Raw genomic sequence first — 18,227 nt, 5'->3', positions numbered from 1 at the left:
CTCGCCAAGTGGTTGATATGCCTATGGACTGGCTAACGGACATCCCCTATAATCCACGCCGCAAAAGCATATTTCGGCCCCTTAGCTCAGTTGGTTAGAGCAGTCGACTCATAATCGATTGGTCGCCCGTTCAAGTCGGGCAGGGGCCACCAAATTTCCTAAAAAGGCCGCTCATCATGAGCGGCCTTTTTGCTGTCTGACGTTTCGCCTCAAACTGGGTCAGGAGCCCTGATCCTGCTGGATGGGGGCCTGCTCGGGGGCGCTTGGGCGTCGCCGTGCGGGCAACATACGCCTTACCAGATTGCTGCGCTGGCGCCAGGAGGTGAACAGGATGGCCAGCAGGTGCAGCGCTATCATCCCCTGCAGGGCCCAGGTGCACCAGACGTGCCAGTCGTCCGCCCCCAGTTCGAACCCCATCTCGGTATTCTGGAACCAGCCGGTGCCGGCGGTGGCCAGGATCAGCAGCCAGAGCGTCCATACCGCCAGCTTGCCGCTGCCGTGGTGACCGGGTGCCGGCGGCAGACGCTCGCGCAGCTCCACCGCTTGCTGGCGAAAATCTTCCCGGCTTGGGATGAGGGCTCGCAACCGGGCATGACCCCTGGCAAACGAGAGCCCCCACGCCAGGCGCAGACTGATCAGGGCGATGGCCAGGTAACCCAGCCGCTCGTGCCACTCCTCGCCCGCCTCGTTGAGCCAGAGATTGCCGATACAGATGGCCGCCACACCCCAGTGGGTGAGGCGGACCAGACTATCCCAGTGGAAGGGATCAGCCTTTTTGCTTGGCATATTTGTGGTACTCCTTCTTCAGGTCGTTGACCTTGGCCAGGTGCTCGCGCGCCTTGGCTTCGTCACCCACCTTGAGGGCCGCCAGGCTGGCGTCCAGTTCGGTCTGTACTTCGTTCATGCCTTCCAGAAACTTCTCTTTCTTGGCGGCCGGCATGTTCTTCTGCTTGGCGATGTCGAACTGTGCCTTCATCTCGTTGATGTACTTCTCCATGGTGGCGGCATCCTCGGCCTTGACCGCCTGCTTGTAGTTGAAGCCGATCTTCTTCATCGGCTGCTCCAGCTCACCGGCCATGGTGGGCAGAGTCATCAGGCCAAACATCAGGGGCAGCAACAGGGGGCGTACAGTTTTCAACATGGGATTTCCTTATTTAAACGACATGCTTATCGATTCTATGTGGCTTCTTATGAACCCTTATCTGGATTCATCACAGGCATGATGCCATGACAGTGCGTGAACTGTTTGTGAATATTGCTGTTTTTTGTCACAAAGGGTAACAGGGAAGAGGGAGATGCAAGGGATATGTTGAGCCAATCGAACCATGCCATATGGGCCATGCTGCCAGGCTGGTCGAGGGCAAGCTAAAGAGAGGGCCCTTGCGGGCCCTGTTCATTACTGCTGCTGTTCACGCTCGATGGCGCGCCAGCCGATGTCGTTGCGGTAGAAGACGCCGTCCCACTTGATGCGCCCTGCCAGCTGATAGGCCCGCTGCTGCGCCTCTGCGACCGTGTGGCCGAGGGCCGTGGCGCACAGTACGCGCCCCCCGGCGGTGACCACGGTATCGCCTTCCATGCGAGAGCCGGCGTGGAATACCTTCTCGCCGCTTGCCTCTTCCACCGGCAGGCCGCTGATGGGCTTGCCCTGCTGGTAATCGCCGGGATAACCGCCCGCTGCCAGCACCACGCCGATGGCGACGCGGGTGTCATAGATGGCCTCGACCTGATCCAGTTTGCCGGCACAGGCCGCCAGGCAGAGCTCCACCAGATCGGAGCGCATGCGCAGCATGATGGGCTGGGTCTCGGGATCGCCGAAGCGGCAGTTGAACTCGATCACCTTGGGGTTGCCCTGGCCATCGATCATCAGACCGGCGTAGAGGAAGCCGGTGTAGACGTTGCCTTCGGCAGCCATGCCACGCACTGTCGGCATGATCACCCGCTCCATCACCTTGCGATGCACCTCGTCGGTGACCACGGGGGCAGGGGAGTAGGCACCCATGCCGCCTGTGTTGAGGCCGGTATCGCCATCACCGACTCGTTTGTGATCCTGGCTGGTGGCCATCGGCAGCACGTGCTCGCCGTCCACCATGACGATGAAGCTAGCCTCTTCCCCCTCGAGGAACTCCTCGATCACCACCCGGGCCCCGGCGTCGCCAAAGGCGTTGCCGGAGAGCATGTCGCGTACCGCCTCTTCGGCCTCGCTCAGGGTCATGGCAACGATGACCCCCTTGCCGGCGGCCAAGCCGTCAGCCTTGATGACGATGGGTGCGCCCTTCTCGCGCAGGTAGGCCAGTGCCGGCTCCACCTCGGTGAAGTTCTGGTACTCGGCGGTCGGGATGGCGTGGCGGGCCAGGAAATCCTTGGCAAACGCCTTGGAGCCCTCCAGCTGGGCTGCGGCGGCGGTCGGGCCGAAGATGGCCAGCCCCTCGGCGCGGAACGCATCGACCACCCCTTTCACCAGCGGCGCTTCCGGCCCGACGATGGTCAGACCGATGCGCTGCTCCTTGGCAAACGCCAGCAGGGCCGGGATGTCGGTGGCGGAGATGGCCACGTTCTCGATGCTCCCTTCATGGGCGGTGCCGGCATTGCCGGGGGCGACGAAGACCCGGGTCACCAGGGGGGATTGCTTGGCCTTCCAGGCCAGGGCGTGTTCACGGCCGCCGTTGCCAATGATCAGTACTTTCATCGTATCGCTCGCTTCTATTCGGGGTCACTGGCGGGCCTGGGGCCTGCGCCGGTGAAAATAGCCAGGTGAAAAGAGACAACAAAAGGGCCGCCGATGGCGGCCCTGATCCATCAGTGACGGAAGTGGCGCATGTTGGTGAACAGCATGCACATGCCGTGTTCGTCGGCGGCGTCGATCACCTCCTGATCGCGCATCGAGCCACCGGGCTGGATGACGCAGGAGATGCCGGCTGCCGCTGCGGCGTCGATGCCGTCGCGGAACGGGAAGAAGGCATCGGAGGCCATGACGGAGCCCGCCACGGTCAGCCCTTCATCTTCGGCCTTGATGCCGGCGATCTTGGCCGAGTAGACGCGGCTCATCTGGCCGGCGCCGACGCCGATGGTCTGGCCGTCTTTGGCATAGACGATGGCGTTGGATTTGACGAACTTGGCCACTTTCCAGCAGAACAGCAGGTCGTTTAGTTCGGCCTCGGTGGGCTGACGCTTGCTGACCACGGTCAGATCCCCGAGCGTCACCATGCCAAGGTCGCGCTCCTGCACCAGCAGGCCGCCATTGACGCGCTTGAAGTCAAAGCCTTGCGCCGGCGCGGTCCACTGACCGCACTCGAGCAGCCGCACGTTCTGCTTGGCGGCGACCGCGTCGCGGGCAGCTTGGCTGACGGTGGGGGCGATGATCACCTCGACGAACTGGCGCTCAACGATGGCCTTGGCGGTGGCGCCATCCAGTTCACGGTTGAAGGCGATGATGCCACCAAAGGCGGAGGTGGGGTCGGTCTGCCAGGCGCGCTCGTAGGCGCTCAGCAGATCGCTGCCAATGGCCACGCCGCACGGATTGGCGTGCTTGACGATGACGCAGGCCGGCTGGTCGAACTCTTTGACGCACTCCAGCGCCGCGTCGGTGTCGGCGATGTTGTTGTAGGAGAGAGCCTTGCCCTGCAGCTGGATGGCGCTTGCCACCGAGCCCGGTGAGGCCTGCTCCTCGGCATAGAAGGCGGCGGCCTGGTGGCTGTTCTCGCCGTAGCGCATGTCCTGCTTCTTGATGAACTGGCTGTTGAAGGTGCGCGGGAAGCGGGACTCCTCGTCGCCCTCCTTGTTGTCACCGTAAGAGGGAACCAGAGTGCCGAAGTAGTTGGCGATCATGCCGTCGTAGGCGGCGGTGTGTTCGAAGGCGGCGATGGCCAGATCGAAGCGGGTGGCCAGTTTCAGGCTATTGCCGTTGCCATCCATCTCGCGAATGACGCGGTCATAGTCGGCAGCCTTGACCACGATGGCCACATCTTTGTGGTTCTTGGCGGCGGAGCGAACCATGGTCGGCCCGCCGATGTCGATGTTCTCGACGGCATCGGCCAGGGTGCAATCGGGCTTGGCAACGGTGGCGGCGAAGGGATAGAGGTTGACCACGACCATGTCGATGGGGGAGATGTGGTGCTGAGCCATGATGGCGTCGTCTTGCTCGCGACGGCCGAGAATGCCGCCGTGGACCTTGGGATGCAGGGTCTTGACCCGGCCGTCCATCATCTCGGGGAATCCGGTGTAGTCGGAGACCTCGGTCACCGGCAGACCCGCCTCGGCCAGCAGCTTGGCGGTACCACCGGTGGAGAGCAGGGCCACGCCGCGCTCGTTGAGTGCCTTGGCAAATTCCACGATGCCAGTCTTGTCAGACACACTCAGCAGTGCACGGCGAATGGGTCGAGCTTGTTCCATCACACTATCGTCCTCAGCATAACGGGGACCGTTCCATGGGAGGCGAGGCTCAACACAGAGAGTCCCCAAATAAATGGAAGTGGGGGATTTCGCAAACCGCTCTCGCCTGAAACCTGCCGCCAGGCAAAAGCGTTTTAGGAAATACCCGCTTGACGCGTCGCTCTCTTGTGGGCGCGTATTCTACACAAAAAATGTGACCCGTGGTGGATTTTTTAAAGTGACAAAGCCTTGTCTGGTGCGGTGTTAAACGTTTTCTGGTGGTTTATTGTGAAACGTTTGTCTTTTCAGTGTCTTGATGGAAAAGGGTGGCTGCGTCCTCTTTCCCGCTGCCGACTGGCAATCGCCGGGCAAAGGGGCGATAGTGGGGGCCGGTTGTGGCTGTGTGGCAAATTCAACGGGAGAAAAGGCATGTATCGGATCGGGGAGCTGGCCAAGGCGTGCGGGGTGAAGGCGGATACCCTGCGTTTTTACGAGAAAAACGGTCTCATCTCGCCGGGCATTCGCAACGAGTCCGGCTATCGCCTCTATGGCGAGCAGGACAAGCGGCGGCTGGAGTTCATCATCCGCGCCAAGTCGGTGGGGTTCTCGCTGGCCGACATCGGCGAGCTGCTGGATCTCGACACCAACAAGGCCAAGGTCACCTGCCAGGAGGTGAAGGCGGTGGCCGACACCAAGCTCGAACAGGTGGAGCAGAAGATCATCGAGTTGACCCGTTTTCGCGACAACCTGCGCGAGCTCTCCAACATCTGCTGCGGTGGCCCGCGCTCGGCGGAGCACTGCGCCATCCTCGAGACGCTGGAGTCCGGCGCTCCCTCCCGCCACGAGCACCACGATCATGAGCACTGAGCTGCGCCGGCCCCGGGTATCCGCCTTTCTCGCCCTCTCCCTCGACGGCTTCATTGCCGGGGAGGGGGGTCGATCTGGCCTGGCTTGAACCCTACAACGGCGACTCCCAGGATGAGACCGGCTACGGCGCGCTGATGGCCAGTACAGACACCCTGCTGATGGGGCGCAACACCTATGACGTTGTGAGCGCCTTTCCCGAATGGTTCTATGGTGACAAGCCGGTGGTGGTATTGACCCACAGACCCGCCGCTCCCCGTGAGCACGTCTCCTTTCGGCAGGGGGCGCTGGCGCAGGTGCTGGACGAGCTGTGGCAGGCGGGCAGCCGCCACCTCTATCTGGATGGCGGGGAGCTGGTGAGGCAGGGTCTGCAGAGGGCCCTGGTAGACGAGCTGATCCTGTTCTGGGTGCCGGTCACCCTGGGGCGCGGGGTGCAGCTCTTTGCAGGATCCCTGCCCGGCGCGCTGAGGCCTGTGTCCAGTACCGTGCTGCCGAGCGGGCTGGTGCGGGTCGTCTATCAACCGGCCTGAGGAGCCCCCCCTTGCAGGCGGGCCGAGAGAGGCGCACAATCGGTGCGTTTTTCGCCACCTGCCCTCCCAAATAAGGTGACAGGGGCGATAGGCAAACACGACAACCCCATCAAGGAGCCCATATGGCCAAGAAGAAGGTGACTTCCGTCACCACCGAGCCCGCCTGCGAACATCAGCGCGGCATCATCTAGGACAACCACCTCAAGGCACTGGTGACCTCCCCCCTGTTCCAGGCCCGGGTCGAACCGAGCAAGAAGGGCAAGGGCAGCTATCAGCGCAAGGCCAAGCACGGCAAGCGGTGGGAGCCCGGCCAACAGCAGATGGTAAGCGTCTGCTGCTGAGCGGGTTTCTGCTTTGGCACCTGTCCACGATCTTGCTGCGAGGCCGTGATCAAGGCTCATGTGCTGCTCGCAATCCTCATGTGTACTTACACACTCCGGTTCCTGCGCTGCTCTTCACCTTGCTGACAGCCTCTCGTGACAGACCGTGAACAGGTTCTTGGAACCAAAACAATCAGGGCGCCAATGGCGCCCTGATTGTTTTTCTATTCGCTGGTGCTGATTCACTCGTCCATAAAGAGCTCGAGCAGCACGTTGAGGTAGCGATGGCCGAGGGGGGTGAGCTGCCAGCTGTCGCCGAGATCCTCGATGAGCTCCTTGCTCTGGGCGATGGTCAGCATGGTCTCTACCCGCTCCAGCCCTAGGCCAGTGTAGGCTTCGAACTCCGCCTTGGGGGCCGGTTCAAACAGCCTGAACCGGTTCATGAAGTACTCGAGCGGCAGATCGTCCGCACTCACCTGCCACTGCTCGTCCAGATAGGGGCGGTTCGGGTCCAGATAACCTTTCGGGTGCTTCACCTTGGCGGTGCGCAGGATCTGCTGGTTGGCGAGATCCGTCACCTTGCCGTGGGCGCCGCAGCCGATCCCCAGATAGTCACCGAAGCGCCAGTAGTTGAGGTTGTGGCGGCACTGGTAGCCCGCCTTGGCATAGGCCGAGATCTCGTACTGCTGATAGCCTTTGGCAGTCAGCATGGCGTGGCCCTGCTCGTAGATCTCCCACAGGGTGTCATCTTCCGGCAGTTTGGGCGGCTTGGAGGCAAACGCCGTGTTCGGCTCTATGGTGAGCTGATACCAGGAGAGGTGAGGCGGCGCGCAGTCGATGGCCTGCTGCAGGTCGTAGAGGGCATCGTCCAGGCTCTGATCCGGCAGGCCGTGCATCAGATCCAGGTTGAAGGTGGGCAGTGCGATGGCGTGAGCCAGTTCGGCGGCCTTGCGCGCCTCCTCGGGGCCGTGGATGCGGCCGAGCCGGGTCAGCTTCTCCTGTTGGAAACTCTGCACCCCGATGGAGATGCGGTTGATGCCGGCCCGCTGGAAGCCGGCGAACTTGTCCGCCTCCACCGTGCCCGGGTTGGCCTCCATGGTGATCTCGCAGTCCGCGGTGAGTTCGATGCGCGCGCGCACCCCGTCCAGCAGCGCCTGCATGGCCTCCACGGAGAGCAGACTCGGCGTGCCGCCACCGATAAAGATGGAGGAGAGGGGGCGCCCCTGGGCCCAGTGCAGGTCTTGCTCCAGATCCTCCAGCAGGGCGGCCACATACTCGAGGTGGGGCAGCTCCCCCTTCTGGGCGTGGGAGTTGAAGTCGCAGTAGGGGCACTTCTGGACACACCAGGGCACGTGGATATAGAGGGAGAGGGGCGGCAGTTGCAGCATGGGGTTTCCAGTATTCAACAATCAAAAGGGGTCGGGTTGCCCTTGTCGTCGATGACAACGGGCCTGGGCGCCGCGAACGAAACGGGGGCCGACGGCCCCCATTGTAGATGACAACGCGGCGGGAGACAGCGCTTTAGTTGACCGCCGCCAGAGCCGCTTTGAGCTTGGCCAGCGCCTGACCGCGATGGCTGAGCTGGTTTTTGAGCTCGGCCGGCATCTGGGCCGAGGTGCAGTCGTGATCGGGCACGAAGAACACAGGGTCATAGCCGAAGCCGTGCTGGCCGCGCGGCTCGTCGATGATCATCCCCTCCCAGCTCGCCTGGCAGATGATGGGGGTGGGATCGTCAGCGTGGCGCATGTAGACCAGCACGCACCAGAAGCGGGCGCTCTTGAGATACTCGGGGGCCCCTTTCAGCTCGCCCAGCAGCTTGTCGATGTTCTCCTTGTCGCTGGCACCGGTGCCGGCAAAGCGGGCGGAGTAGACGCCGGGGCGGCCGTGCAGCAGATCCACTTCCAGGCCGGAGTCGTCGGCAACCGCCGGCAGGCCGGTAACGCGGGCGGCGTGGCGGGCCTTGATGATGGCATTCTCGACGAAGGTGGTGCCGGTCTCGTCGGCATCGGAGACCGCAAACTCGCTCTGTGGGATTACCTGGATCTTCATATCGGCCAGCATGGCGGCCAATTCTTTCACCTTTTTCTGGTTCCCTGTTGCCAGGACAAGCTTGTTCATCGAGCACCTCCGCAAAAATAATCTGCGCATTCTATGCGGGGCTGGCGCCCAGGAAAAGCGCCAATTGCCCTGGATCACCCTCACCGGGGTCATGGCAAGATGTGGATAAAATGAATGTTTCCTGAATGGAATAACAGAAGTGATTAAATACCATTTCAATTCATTACTGTGAGTCAGTAGACTCGCGCCCCAATCCATTTCCCCCATGCCACGAGGTGACTGATGCCATTGATTCTTCTGCTTGTACTCCTGGTGCTGTTCAGTCCGCTGGCCATCGACATCTACCTGCCCGCCATTCCGCAGATGGCCGAGCAGCTGGGCGCCGAGGTGACCCTGATGCAGGGCACCATTACCTAGTTCCTGTTCAGCATGGGACTGGGGCAACTGCTGGTGGGGCCGCTGGCCGACCGCTACGGCCGCAAGCCCATCGCCCTCGGTGGCGTGCTGCTCTACGGTCTGAGCGCCCTGGGGGCCGGCTTTGCCGCCAGCCTCGGCGAGCTGATGCTGGCGCGGGTGCTGCAGGGTTTTGGCGCCTGTGCCACCTCGGTGGCCGCCTTCTCGGTGGTGCGTGACAGCTATGGCCCCAAGAAGAGCGGTCAGATGATCTCCTACCTGAACGGCGCCATCTGCTTCATTCCGGCGCTGGCCCCCCTGCTCGGTGGCTGGCTCACCGCCAAGGCGGGCTGGTCGGCCAACTTCTGGTTTATGGCCGGTTATGCGGTCATCGTCGGCAGCTGGCTGCTGTGGCGGATGCCGGAAACCCGTCCGGAAGAGACCAGCAGCAGCGGCCCGCTTATCAGCTGGTCGCGCTACAGCCCGGTGCTGCGATCCCCGAGTTTCCTGTTCAACGCGACGCTGTGCATGCTGGCGATGGCGGTGATCCTGGCCTATGTCACCGCGGCGCCGGTGCAGTTGATGGTGAAGCTTGGGCTGGACATGAGCGGCTTCAGCTACTGGTTCACCGCCAACGCGGCACTCAACATCCTGGCCTGCTTCCTGGCGCCCCGCTTCATCGCCAAGGTGGGGCCAAGACGTACCCTGCGCATCGGCCTGCTGGTGCTGGTGCTCTCCGCCATTGCCCTGAGCCTGGCGATGCACATCGCGCATCCGCTGGCCATGATGGGCCCGGTGTTCCTCTCCAGCATCGGTTTTGCCATGATCCTCGGGTCCGCCGCCGGCATGGCACTGGCACCGTTTGGCCACTGTGCCGGCACCGCCGCCGCCCTGCTCGGTCTGTTCCAGATGAGCGGCTCGGGTGCACTGGTGGGCTTCATCGGCATGCTGATGCATGACCCGCTGAACCAGCTGGCGCTGCACATGTGGCTGTTGCTGCCCCCGCTGCTGATGCTGCTGACCCGCCAGGGCCGGCGCTTGTGTTTGCAATAAATCCTGTGCTCTGATGGGCACACTCAGGGGGCCTTGGGCCCCCTTCTCTTTTGGCAGGCCAAAGATTCGCCTGCATCTCATGACACAGCTACCCGTGGAGAAAACCGGATGAGCCACCCAATCAATGCCGCCCTGGTGGGCTACGGCTTTGCAGGCCAAACCTTTCACGCCCCGTTTCTGACCAGCACGCCCGGGCTCTCCCTCGGCTGGGTGGTGAGCCGGGATGCCGCCAAGGTGCAGAGCGAGCTGCCCGGCTGCCGGGTCGGTTCGCTGGCCGAGGTGCTGGCTGATCCGTCGGTCGATTTGGTGGTGATCGCCACCCCTAACGACACCCATGCCCCTATCGCCCGCGAGGCGCTGCTGGCCGGCAAGCATGTGGTGATCGACAAACCGTTCGCCCTGGATCTGGCCGAGGCGAAGGCGCTGGTGGAGCTGGCGCAGAAGCAGCAGCGACTGCTCAGCATCTTCCACAACCGGCGCTGGGACGGGGACTTTCTCACCGTGCGCCGCCTGCTGGCGGAGGGGGCGCTCGGTCAGATCGCCCAGTTCGAATCCCATTTCGATCGCTATCGTCCCGAGGTGCGTCAGCGCTGGCGCGAGGCGGGCGGTCCGGGCTCCGGCCTCTGGTTCGATCTCGGCCCCCACATCCTCGATCAGTCGCTGCAACTGTTCGGTCAGCCGGACTGGCTGCAGGCGGATCTGGCCCAGCAGCGCCCCGGTGCCCTGGCGGATGACTACTTCCACGTGGTGCTCGGCTATGGCGAGATGCGGGTCGTGCTGCACGGCAGCTGCCTGGTGTCGGCCACCATGCCGCGTTTCGTCATCCACGGCAGCGAGGGCTCCTTCATCAAGTTCGGCATGGATGTGCAGGAGGAGCAGCTCAAGCTCGGCAAGCGGCCGCCGGCGGCAGACTGGGGCGTGGACGACGAACCCGGCCAGCTCAGCCGGACCCGCGATGGTCAGCTGCAGCAACAGAGCGTGGCCGGCGAGGCGGGGGACTACGGCGCCTACTATCGCGGCGTCTGCGCCGCCATCCGGGGGGAGGGGGAGAACCCGGTGCCGGCCGGCGAGGCGCTGGCGGTGATGGCGTTGCTGGACCTGGCCCGCGACAGCGCCCGCGAAGGGAAGCGGCTGGCTTGTCAGATCCTGTCTGACTGAGACGGGGTCCGCACGTGGTTGCCGGCACCATGCAATAGCTGCTTATTGCCAGCCATCACGGGGCCTGCGGCGTTTTATTGTACAAAACTGCGCCATTTACAGTGTTTTGTATTAATGTTTGTCGCTGCAGTAGTTCTTTTCATCCAGCCAACGAGAAAATATCATTGTGATACTCGTTTTCATTGGGCGCGTATGGGGATATATTTCGCGCGCCTCTTGGCTCCCGGCATATGGTTTTTTCACCGGGTGAAAGGACGCACTGTGATGGTTGTACCAACCATCTCTCCATATTTTTCTGAGGGTATGCACATGAACAAAGTACTGGTAGCCGGTATCCTGGGTCTGATGTTGACCGCTTGTGGTCAGAAAGAAGAAGCCGCCGCACCGGCCGCTACTCCGGCCGCCGCACCGGCCGCTACTCCGGCCGCCGACGTTGCTGCAACTGTTGAGAAAGCCGCTAGCGAAGCCACCTCTACCGTAGAGAAGGCTGCTTCCGAAGCGACTGCAACCGTTGAGAAGGCTGCCGCTGACGTAGCCACCAAGGCAGAAGCCGCAGTGAGCGATGCCAAGGCCAACTAAGCCTGCACCTCATCTGAAAAACGGGCCCGAAGGTAACTTCGGGCCCGTTTTTTATGTCCGCTCCCCGTCTTTGACGGGGTCTTCGCCGGCAAGAGAACCAGCTAGAGCGCCGGATTGAGACGGGAGGTGAGGATGTGATCCTCCCAGCGGCCGTTGATCATCAGGTAGTCTTTGGCGTACCCCTCCCGCTCAAAGCCGAGCCGCTCGAGCAGGGCGCCGCTGCGCTGATTGGCCGGCATGTAGCTGGCCATGATGCGATGCAGGCCGTGTTCCCGGAACAGATAATCGATGCCGGCCCCGACGATCTCCTGCATCAGCCCCTGTCCCTGATGGGCTTGGTCGATGGCATAGCCCAGGTGGCAGGCCTTGAAGACACCCATCAGGATGTTGGTGAAGTTGCAGGTGGCGATCACCTGCTCGCCGTCCGGGTCGAGCGCCACCAGGTGCACCCCGCTGCCGTTGAAGAACTGGCCGTAGCTGTCGCGCAGCCGGCCGTGCCAGTGGCTCAGGGTATAGAAGCTCTCGTCCCGGCTGGGCTCCCAGGGGGCGAGGTGAGCGCGGTTGCGCAGATAGAAATCCAGCATCAGATCGGCCCGCTCGGGGGGCAGTACGGTGAGCCGGCTGCGGGCCGTGCACAGGTGTGGCAGTGCCATCAGTGATCCCTCTGTCCAAGCCACTCATCGCGCAGCAGGCTGTAGTGAACGTGATCCACGATGCGGTCGGCCAGCCGCTCGGCACGGCGGGTGATCCCCTCCTGCTGCATGCCGAGGCGCTCGCAGACGGCCCGGCTGGGCTCGTTGTCGGTGGCGGCGCTGATCTCCACCTTCTCCATCCCCATCTCTTCGAAGGCGTGATGGATCAGGGCCTGGCAGGCGCGGGTGATGATGCCGTTGCCCTGCCAGCGTTCGGCCAGCCAGTAGCCGATGCTGACCTTGGCCAGCGCCTTGTCGATCTGGTTGTAACCGATGACACCGACCACCTCCCCCTGATACTCGATGGCGGTGGTCAGCCCCTCGCCGCGGGCAAATTTCTCGATGGCGTGGCGAATGAAGGTGGCGCTGTCGGTGGGTTGCTGAATGTAGGGGGGCCAGGGCAGCCACTGGGTCAGGTAGTCGCGATTCTCCCGACACAGGTTGAACAGTTCGCTGGCCATGTCGGGCTGCAGGAACAGCAGCGCCAGCTCGTCATCCAGTTGCCATGAAAACATCCGCACCTCCCGTTGCAGCAGGGGCCCGCAATGGGCCGTAGAACCGCCAATGTAGCCAATCAACCCCTTGTTAGCCAAGGACTTTCAGCCACGATCAAGGCTGCGCTATCCCCATATGGAGGGGCGGCTCCGACCGTCATTGGGGGGGCTTGTCATTGTTCGGCCTTTCCTGGTGTTATTCGCCATTTTTTCGGTTCTTTACGCTACCAAAAACAGGCAGCAGCAGATTCTGCTATGGATTCATGCTGGGCTGTCACATCTGACAGGCAGCAATTCCGATCGCGCCAACTAGTGTAGGAGCGCTGGGCAACGGACCCGGCGTGTAATCTTCATCGACTTAAGGAAAAGACGGATGAACAAAGTCTATTTGGCCGTGGTATTGGCCTGCTGGGGAAGCGCAGCCTTGGCTGCAGAACAGGTTGACGTACATCAGGTTGCCGGCATTCAGGGAGCACCGAGCGGTGCCGCCGGCGTCAGCGCGCTGGCCGGGGATGGCGAGTTCCGCCAGGTGCGGGCAGTCAAGCTGCCCAACGGCCAGCAGCGGGTACGCTATGAGCAGACCTGGCACGGTATCCCGGTCTGGGGTCAGGTGCTGGTGGCCGAACAGTCCCTCGGTGGCCAGATCAGCCAGGTCTCCGGCCAGATCCTGCGCCAGATCGATGCCGATCTGGCCAGCCCGACCGCGGCCCTGTCGCCGGCCGATGCCGCCAGCAAGGCGCGGGCCGGGGCCAAGGGCAGCAACGAGCGGGTCAAGCTGTTCGTGATGCAGGATGACGCGGGTCAGGCCAAGCTGGTCTATCTGGTCTCTTGGCTGGCGGCGAGCGAAGAGCCGAGCCGTCCCTTCGTGATGATCGATGCCCAGACCGGCAACGAGCTCAAGCGCTGGGAAGGGATCAACCACAAGGATGCCACCGGCCCGGGCGGCAACATCAAGACCGGCAAATATTTCTACGGCTCCGACTTCGGCCCGCTGCAGGTGGATGACAACTGCCGCATGACCAGTGCCAACGTTGACACCCTCAACATGAATCACGCCACCACGGGCGGCACCATCCACCAGTTCACCTGCCCGGAGAACACGGTCAAGGAGATCAACGGTGCCTACTCGCCCCTCAACGATGCCCACTACTTCGGCAACGTGGTGTTCGACATGTACCGCAACTGGTACAACACGGCGCCGCTGACCTTCAAACTGAAGATGCGGGTGCACTACAGCCGCAACTACGAGAACGCCTTCTGGGACGGCAGCCAGATGACCTTCGGTGACGGCGCCACCACCTTCTATCCGCTGGTGAGCCTGGACGTGGCGGCCCACGAGGTGAGCCATGGTTTTACCGAGCAGAACTCCGGGCTGGTCTACTCCGGTCAGTCGGGCGGCATCAACGAGGCCTTCTCCGACATGGCGGGGGAAGCGGCCGAGAACTACATGAAGGGCAGCAACGACTGGCTGGTGGGCGCCCAGATCTTCAAGGGCAACGGCTCCCTGCGCTACTTCGAGGATCCGACCCGGGATGGCAGCTCCATCGGCCACGCCAGCGACTACTATGACGGCATCGACGTGCACCACAGCTCGGGTGTCTACAACCGCGCCTTCTACCTGCTGGCCAACACCAGCGGCTGGAATACCCGCAAGGCCTTCGAAGTGTTCGTGCTGGCCAACCGTCTCTACTGGGGCGCCAACACCACCTTCGATCAGGGCGCTTGTGGCGTGACCAAGGCGGCGACCGATCTCGGTTACAGCGTGACCGACGTGGCGGCCGCCTTTACCACGGTCGGGGTCAATGCCACCTGTGGCGGCACCACTCCGCCCACGGGCAGCGTGCTGCAAAACGGGGTACCGGTGACCGGTCTCTCCGCCGCCAAGGGTGGCAAGCTGAACTTCACCATCGACGTGCCGGCCGGCAAGAGCCAGCTGGTGATCGCCAGCAGTGGCGGTACCGGCGATGCGGACCTCTATGTGAAGTTCGGCAGCGTGCCGACCAGCAGCAGCTATGACTGCCGCCCCTACAAGAGCGGCAACGCCGAGACCTGCACCCTGAACTCGCCCAAGGCGGGGACCTGGAACGTGCAGCTGAGCGCCTTCAGCGCTTTCTCCGGGGTGACCCTCAAGGCCAGCTACTGATCATCAGTGGCCGTTGACAACAGTGAAGCGCCGGACTTGTCCGGCGCTTTTTTTATGCGGTTTTTCCCGCCCAGCGGGCGGCCAGGGTGCGGGCGGCCTCCAGCACCCGCTCCTTGGCGGGGTTGGGGCGCTTGCCGCTGCGCCAGGCCATCATCACGTCCCAGTGATCTGGCGGCAGATCCACCACGTCCAGCTGCACCAGCCGGCCAAACTCCAGATCCCGGGCGATGGCGAGCGCCGGCATCAGGGTGATGAAGCCGTGTTCCAGCGCCAGCTCCCGCGCCGCGCTGGCGGGCTGGATGGCGTGCAGCGGGCTCGCCACCTGGCGCAGCAGGCGTAGCTGCAGGATCAGTTCGTCGCAGCCGGTGCCCCACTGCTGGGGTGCCAGCCGTTCGTTGGCGATGTCCTGCAGGGTCAGACCTTGCCGTCCGGCCAGCGGATGGGTGGCGCAGACCACCGCTATGATGGGGGAGCGATAGAGCAGCTCTAGCTGGATGCCGGCGATGGCGGGACACTTGAGGATGAAGCCGACGTCGGTCTCGCCGGTCAGCAGCTCCTGCATGATGATGCCGGAGTGATCCGTGTTGCAGCGGATCTCGAAGGTCTCGTCGACCAGTGCCAGCAGCAGGGGGCCGAACACCACTGTCGTCAGGGAGGGCAGGCAGGCGAGCCGGATGCGCGGCAGGGCCGGTGCCCCCTGCATGGCCAGCCGACCCCCTTCCAGCGCGCTGAGGGCCGCGCTCGCCGCGGGCAGAAACTGCTCGCAGGCTGGGGTGGGGGTGGCGCCGCGCCGGTGGCGGCGAAACAGGGGTTGGCCCAGATCCTGCTCCAGCACGGCGATCTGCTGGCTCACCATGGGTTGCGACCAGCCGCGCACGGCCGCCGCCTTGCTGAAGCTGCCGCGATTGACCACATCCAGCAGCAACTGCAGATCGTCGAGGGTCATAGCCATAAGATAATCCAATATGAAATATAGCCAGTTGTCGGCTACCACTATATCTGGCGTCCTTCCAGAATAGCAGTATCAATCGTTGTGCTTTGGCATATTGCCACACCGGCTCAGGGGCTTGCAGCACCTTGAGTCCGTTTGGTGACGGCGTCATTCGGGCGACGAGCAGTAATCGATATGAATGTCATCAGAGCAGCAGGGGACGGGTAGTCATGGTGGATCGGGCGAGGCGGTTGGGGCGGTGGTTTTTGGCGTTGGATTCCCTCTTGGTGATCCTGGGGTTCTTCGTGGTGATGCCCATGATCAGCCTGCGCTTCGTGGATCAGCTCGGCTGGGCGGCCGGGGTGGTTGGCCTGGCGCTGGGGTTGCGTCAGCTGACCCAGCAGGGTCTGGGCATTCTGGGGGGCTCGCTGGCGGACAAGTTTGGCGCGCGCCCGCTCATCGTGGGCGGCATGCTGCTGCGGGCGGCGGGGTTTGCCAGCCTGGCCTATGCCCAGAGTGGCCTTGAGCTGATCCTCTCCTGCATCATCTCGGGGCTCGGCGGCTGCCTGTTCGACCCGCCCCGGGCGGCGCTGGTGATCAAGTTCACTCGGCCACGGGAGCGGGGTCGCTACATCTCGTTGCTGATGATGCTGGAGAGCGCCGGCGCCGTGGTGGGAGCCCTGCTCGGCAGCTGGCTGCTCAACTTCGACTTCGAGTATGTCTGCCTGCTGGGGGCCGGCCTGTTCGTCTGCGCCGCCCTGTGCAACCTGCTGATCCTCCCCCCGTACAAGCTCTCGGTGCGGCCGACCCCGATCCGCGCCGGTCTCGGTCAGGTGCTGGCCGACAAGGCATTCTGCCGACTGGTGCTGATCCTGAGCGGCTACTACGCGCTCTGGGTGCAGGTGATGCTGATCTTCCCGATCCTGGTCAAACAGATGGCGGGCAGCACCACGGCGGTTGGCTGGATGTATACCCTGGAGACCGCCATCTCGCTGGCGCTGCTCTATCCGCTGGCGCGCTATGGCGAGCGGCGCTTCAAGCTGGAGAGCCGGCTGATGGCCGGGGTGCTGCTGATGACCACCGGCATTGGGCTGGTGGCGTTTGCCAACACCCTGCCTGCCGTGTTCATGCTGCTGGCCTGCTTCTACCTGGGGATCGTCATCGCCGAGCCGGCGCGGGAGACCCTGATGACCAAGCTGGCGCAGCCGGGGGCGCGCGGCAGCTACATGGGCTTCAGCCGGCTGGGGCTGGCGCTGGGAGGGATGACGGGGTACGTGGGGGGCGGCGCCCTGCATGATTACGCCATGGCTCAGGGACAGCCCTGGTTGCCCTGGCTGGTGCTGGGCACCGTGGGCGTGACCACCTTGTTGCTGCTGGCCAACTGCTTTCATCGCGAGTCGGGTCTGGCGCGGGTCAACGTCTGAACGGGCATAAAAAAACCGGCCGCAAGCGGCCGGTAAAAAATACAGTAGGCTACAGGAAGACTTAGAAGTTGTACTGCAGGGCCACGGCGACCACGTCGTCGGTGTTCTTGCCCAGCGAGTTGGTGTGGGTGCCGTTGACGTTGTCCAGCAGGTTGATCTTGTAGTCAACGTAGGCGTTGAAGTTGTCGGTGAAGTTGTACCAGGCACCGATGGAGACGTATTCGGTGGCGGTATCATCGATGCCGCGAGCGTTGTCCTTCACGTCGGTGCGCAGGTAGGCCACGGACGGCTTGAACTTGCCGAAGGCGTACTGGGCCACGGCTTCGTAGCCATCCATCTTCTCGGCGTAACCGTTGAAGGTGCTGACGTACATGTGGTCTTCACCGTGGGAGTAGGTGGCAGCCAGGTAGAGGTCGCCGACGGCGTACTTGGCGCCCACGCCGTACAGTTTGGCGTCGCTGTCGCCACCGAAGGAGGCGTTGGCAGCCTGCTCGTCGGTCTTGCCGGCCTGGTTGTAGGCGGCACCTAGGCTCAGGCCCATGTCGAAGTCATAGTTGGCGGACACGGCGAAGCCTTCGGCGGAACCCTTCGGATTCCAGGTGCTGTTGGTGCCAGTCAGGTTGGAGCGATCGGCGTTCTGCGGATCGTTGTTGCCGGTGAACTGGGCACCCAGGGTCAGGCCCTGATAGGTGTAGATGTACTGAGCCAGGCCATTGGTACGACCGGTGCCGAACACTTCGGTGTCCTTGCCCAGGGCGTCACCGCCCCACTCGGGCAGCACGTCGGTGTAGTTGTTCACGGCTTTGGTGAACAGGCCGTCCTGACGACCGTAGCTGAAGGCACCGAAGCGATCGTGCTTGATGCCGGCGTAGGCATAACGCAGCTCGTCATTGTCGGAGCCGGAGGTCGGCAGGTTGTACTCGGCAAAGCCGAAAGCCTGCATTTCCGGAGCAATCTTGGTTTCGCCGGCAACGTGCAGACGCAGGTAGCTGGCGTCGCCTTCAGAACCGTTGTCATCAGTGCCGTAGTACATGCCCTGGGCGCGACCACCGATGTCGAGCTTGGTGTCGTTCTGGTTGTAAACGGTCGCGGCTTGCGCACCACCGGCCAGCAGCAGGCTGGAGATGGCCATGGTCAATGCTGTTTTTTTCATTGTTCGTTCCTCTGGTGTAAACACTGTCGGACCTGTGCTCGGCCCTGTTGATCGGTTATCTGTTCCG

The 18,227-nt window shown here is 63.1% G+C and carries 15 protein-coding genes, 1 tRNA gene and 3 pseudogenes; 9 read left to right on the top strand and 10 right to left on the bottom strand.

The annotated features are described in order from the left end of the window. Window positions 1–75 precede the first annotated feature (75 nt). Window positions 76–152, top strand: a tRNA-Ile gene (locus CAK78_RS08080). A gap of 67 nt (window positions 153–219) precedes the next feature. On the opposite strand, the gene CAK78_RS08075 is transcribed toward CAK78_RS08080, so the two are convergent. The 4 genes from CAK78_RS08075 to purH form a co-directional block, all read right to left on the bottom strand. Beyond that, entirely contained in the window at window positions 220–786 is a 567-nt protein-coding gene (locus CAK78_RS08075; protein ID WP_094696948.1) for a cytochrome b/b6 domain-containing protein, read from the bottom strand. Then, window positions 767–1,141, bottom strand: a complete 375-nt coding sequence (locus CAK78_RS08070; RefSeq protein ID WP_094696947.1) for a cytochrome b562 — start codon at window positions 1,139–1,141, stop codon at window positions 767–769. Before CAK78_RS08070 ends, CAK78_RS08075 begins: the two co-directional genes overlap by 20 nt. Window positions 1,142–1,396: 255 nt before the next feature. After that, window positions 1,397–2,686, bottom strand: a complete 1,290-nt coding sequence (purD, locus tag CAK78_RS08065; protein ID WP_024941404.1) for a phosphoribosylamine--glycine ligase — start codon at window positions 2,684–2,686, stop codon at window positions 1,397–1,399. 110 nt (window positions 2,687–2,796) lie between these two features. Then, complete coding sequence (gene purH / locus CAK78_RS08060) at window positions 2,797–4,389, bottom strand: bifunctional phosphoribosylaminoimidazolecarboxamide formyltransferase/IMP cyclohydrolase (RefSeq protein WP_094696946.1); 1,593 nt, start codon at window positions 4,387–4,389, stop codon at window positions 2,797–2,799. Between the two features lie 408 nt (window positions 4,390–4,797). Here purH and zntR point away from each other — a divergent pair, with 408 nt between their 5' ends. The 3 genes and pseudogenes from zntR to CAK78_RS08045 all read left to right on the top strand — a co-directional run bounded on the left by zntR (window position 4,798) and on the right by CAK78_RS08045 (window position 6,103). Beyond that, window positions 4,798–5,235: a Zn(2+)-responsive transcriptional regulator gene (gene zntR / locus CAK78_RS08055; protein WP_024941406.1), complete on the top strand. Its 438-nt coding sequence runs from the start codon at window positions 4,798–4,800 to the stop codon at window positions 5,233–5,235. After that, window positions 5,225–5,762 (top strand): annotated as a pseudogene (locus CAK78_RS08050) (dihydrofolate reductase family protein). The gene zntR and the pseudogene CAK78_RS08050 overlap by 11 nt, the downstream one beginning before the upstream one ends. A 122-nt stretch (window positions 5,763–5,884) precedes the next feature. Further along, window positions 5,885–6,103 (top strand): annotated as a pseudogene (locus CAK78_RS08045) (alternative ribosome-rescue factor A). 221 nt (window positions 6,104–6,324) lie between these two features. Here the strand turns inward: CAK78_RS08045 and hemW are convergent. Together hemW and rdgB are read right to left on the bottom strand one after the other, a co-directional pair. After that, the gene (hemW, locus tag CAK78_RS08040; RefSeq protein ID WP_094696945.1) at window positions 6,325–7,470 is read right to left on the bottom strand and encodes a radical SAM family heme chaperone HemW; all 1,146 of its coding nucleotides are present in this window, start codon (window positions 7,468–7,470) and stop codon (window positions 6,325–6,327) included. A gap of 133 nt (window positions 7,471–7,603) precedes the next feature. After that, entirely contained in the window at window positions 7,604–8,200 is a 597-nt protein-coding gene (gene rdgB / locus CAK78_RS08035; RefSeq protein ID WP_094696944.1) for an RdgB/HAM1 family non-canonical purine NTP pyrophosphatase, read from the bottom strand. 222 nt (window positions 8,201–8,422) lie between these two features. Between rdgB and CAK78_RS08030 the strand changes: the two are divergent. The 3 genes and pseudogenes from CAK78_RS08030 to CAK78_RS08020 all read left to right on the top strand — a co-directional run bounded on the left by CAK78_RS08030 (window position 8,423) and on the right by CAK78_RS08020 (window position 11,323). Beyond that, window positions 8,423–9,586: pseudogene (locus CAK78_RS08030) on the top strand (multidrug effflux MFS transporter). A 108-nt stretch (window positions 9,587–9,694) separates the two neighbouring features. Further along, a complete protein-coding gene (locus CAK78_RS08025; protein ID WP_094696943.1) occupies window positions 9,695–10,744 on the top strand; it encodes an oxidoreductase in 1,050 nt (349 codons plus the stop codon). Between the two features lie 309 nt (window positions 10,745–11,053). Then, window positions 11,054–11,323, top strand: coding sequence for a hypothetical protein (locus CAK78_RS08020; RefSeq protein ID WP_094696996.1), 270 nt, complete (start codon window positions 11,054–11,056; stop codon window positions 11,321–11,323). A 101-nt stretch (window positions 11,324–11,424) separates the two neighbouring features. Here the strand turns inward: CAK78_RS08020 and rimJ are convergent, their stop codons facing one another. Together rimJ and CAK78_RS08010 are read right to left on the bottom strand one after the other, a co-directional pair. Then, entirely contained in the window at window positions 11,425–11,976 is a 552-nt protein-coding gene (gene rimJ / locus CAK78_RS08015) for a ribosomal protein S5-alanine N-acetyltransferase (RefSeq protein WP_094696942.1), read from the bottom strand. Then, window positions 11,976–12,530, bottom strand: a complete 555-nt coding sequence (locus CAK78_RS08010) for a GNAT family N-acetyltransferase (protein WP_094696941.1) — start codon at window positions 12,528–12,530, stop codon at window positions 11,976–11,978. Before CAK78_RS08010 ends, rimJ begins: the two co-directional genes overlap by 1 nt. 352 nt (window positions 12,531–12,882) lie before the next feature. On the opposite strand from CAK78_RS08010, the gene CAK78_RS08005 reads away from it, so the two are divergent. Next, window positions 12,883–14,652 (top strand): M4 family metallopeptidase, encoded by a 1,770-nt coding sequence (locus CAK78_RS08005; protein WP_010634996.1) that lies wholly within the window; start codon window positions 12,883–12,885, stop codon window positions 14,650–14,652. Window positions 14,653–14,704: 52 nt separating this feature from the next. Here the strand turns inward: CAK78_RS08005 and CAK78_RS08000 are convergent, their stop codons facing one another. Continuing rightward, a complete protein-coding gene (locus CAK78_RS08000; RefSeq protein WP_176452721.1) occupies window positions 14,705–15,604 on the bottom strand; it encodes a LysR family transcriptional regulator in 900 nt (299 codons plus the stop codon). 209 nt (window positions 15,605–15,813) lie between these two features. Here CAK78_RS08000 and mdtH point away from each other — a divergent pair, with 209 nt between their 5' ends. Continuing rightward, on the top strand, window positions 15,814–17,007 hold the full coding sequence (gene mdtH / locus CAK78_RS07995; protein ID WP_094696940.1) for a multidrug efflux MFS transporter MdtH: 1,194 nt from the start codon (window positions 15,814–15,816) through the stop codon (window positions 17,005–17,007). A 61-nt stretch (window positions 17,008–17,068) separates the two neighbouring features. Here mdtH and CAK78_RS07990 read toward each other — a convergent pair whose 3' ends face one another. Continuing rightward, window positions 17,069–18,160 (bottom strand): porin, encoded by a 1,092-nt coding sequence (locus CAK78_RS07990; RefSeq protein WP_094696939.1) that lies wholly within the window; start codon window positions 18,158–18,160, stop codon window positions 17,069–17,071. Between the last annotated feature and the right edge of the window lie 67 nt (window positions 18,161–18,227).

Source organism: Aeromonas sp. A35_P, assembly GCF_002259925.1.
Taxonomy (GTDB): Bacteria; Pseudomonadota; Gammaproteobacteria; order Enterobacterales; family Aeromonadaceae; genus Aeromonas; species Aeromonas dhakensis.
Note: the sequence above shows the minus strand (reverse complement) of the source record. Positions and strands in the feature narration are given on the sequence as shown.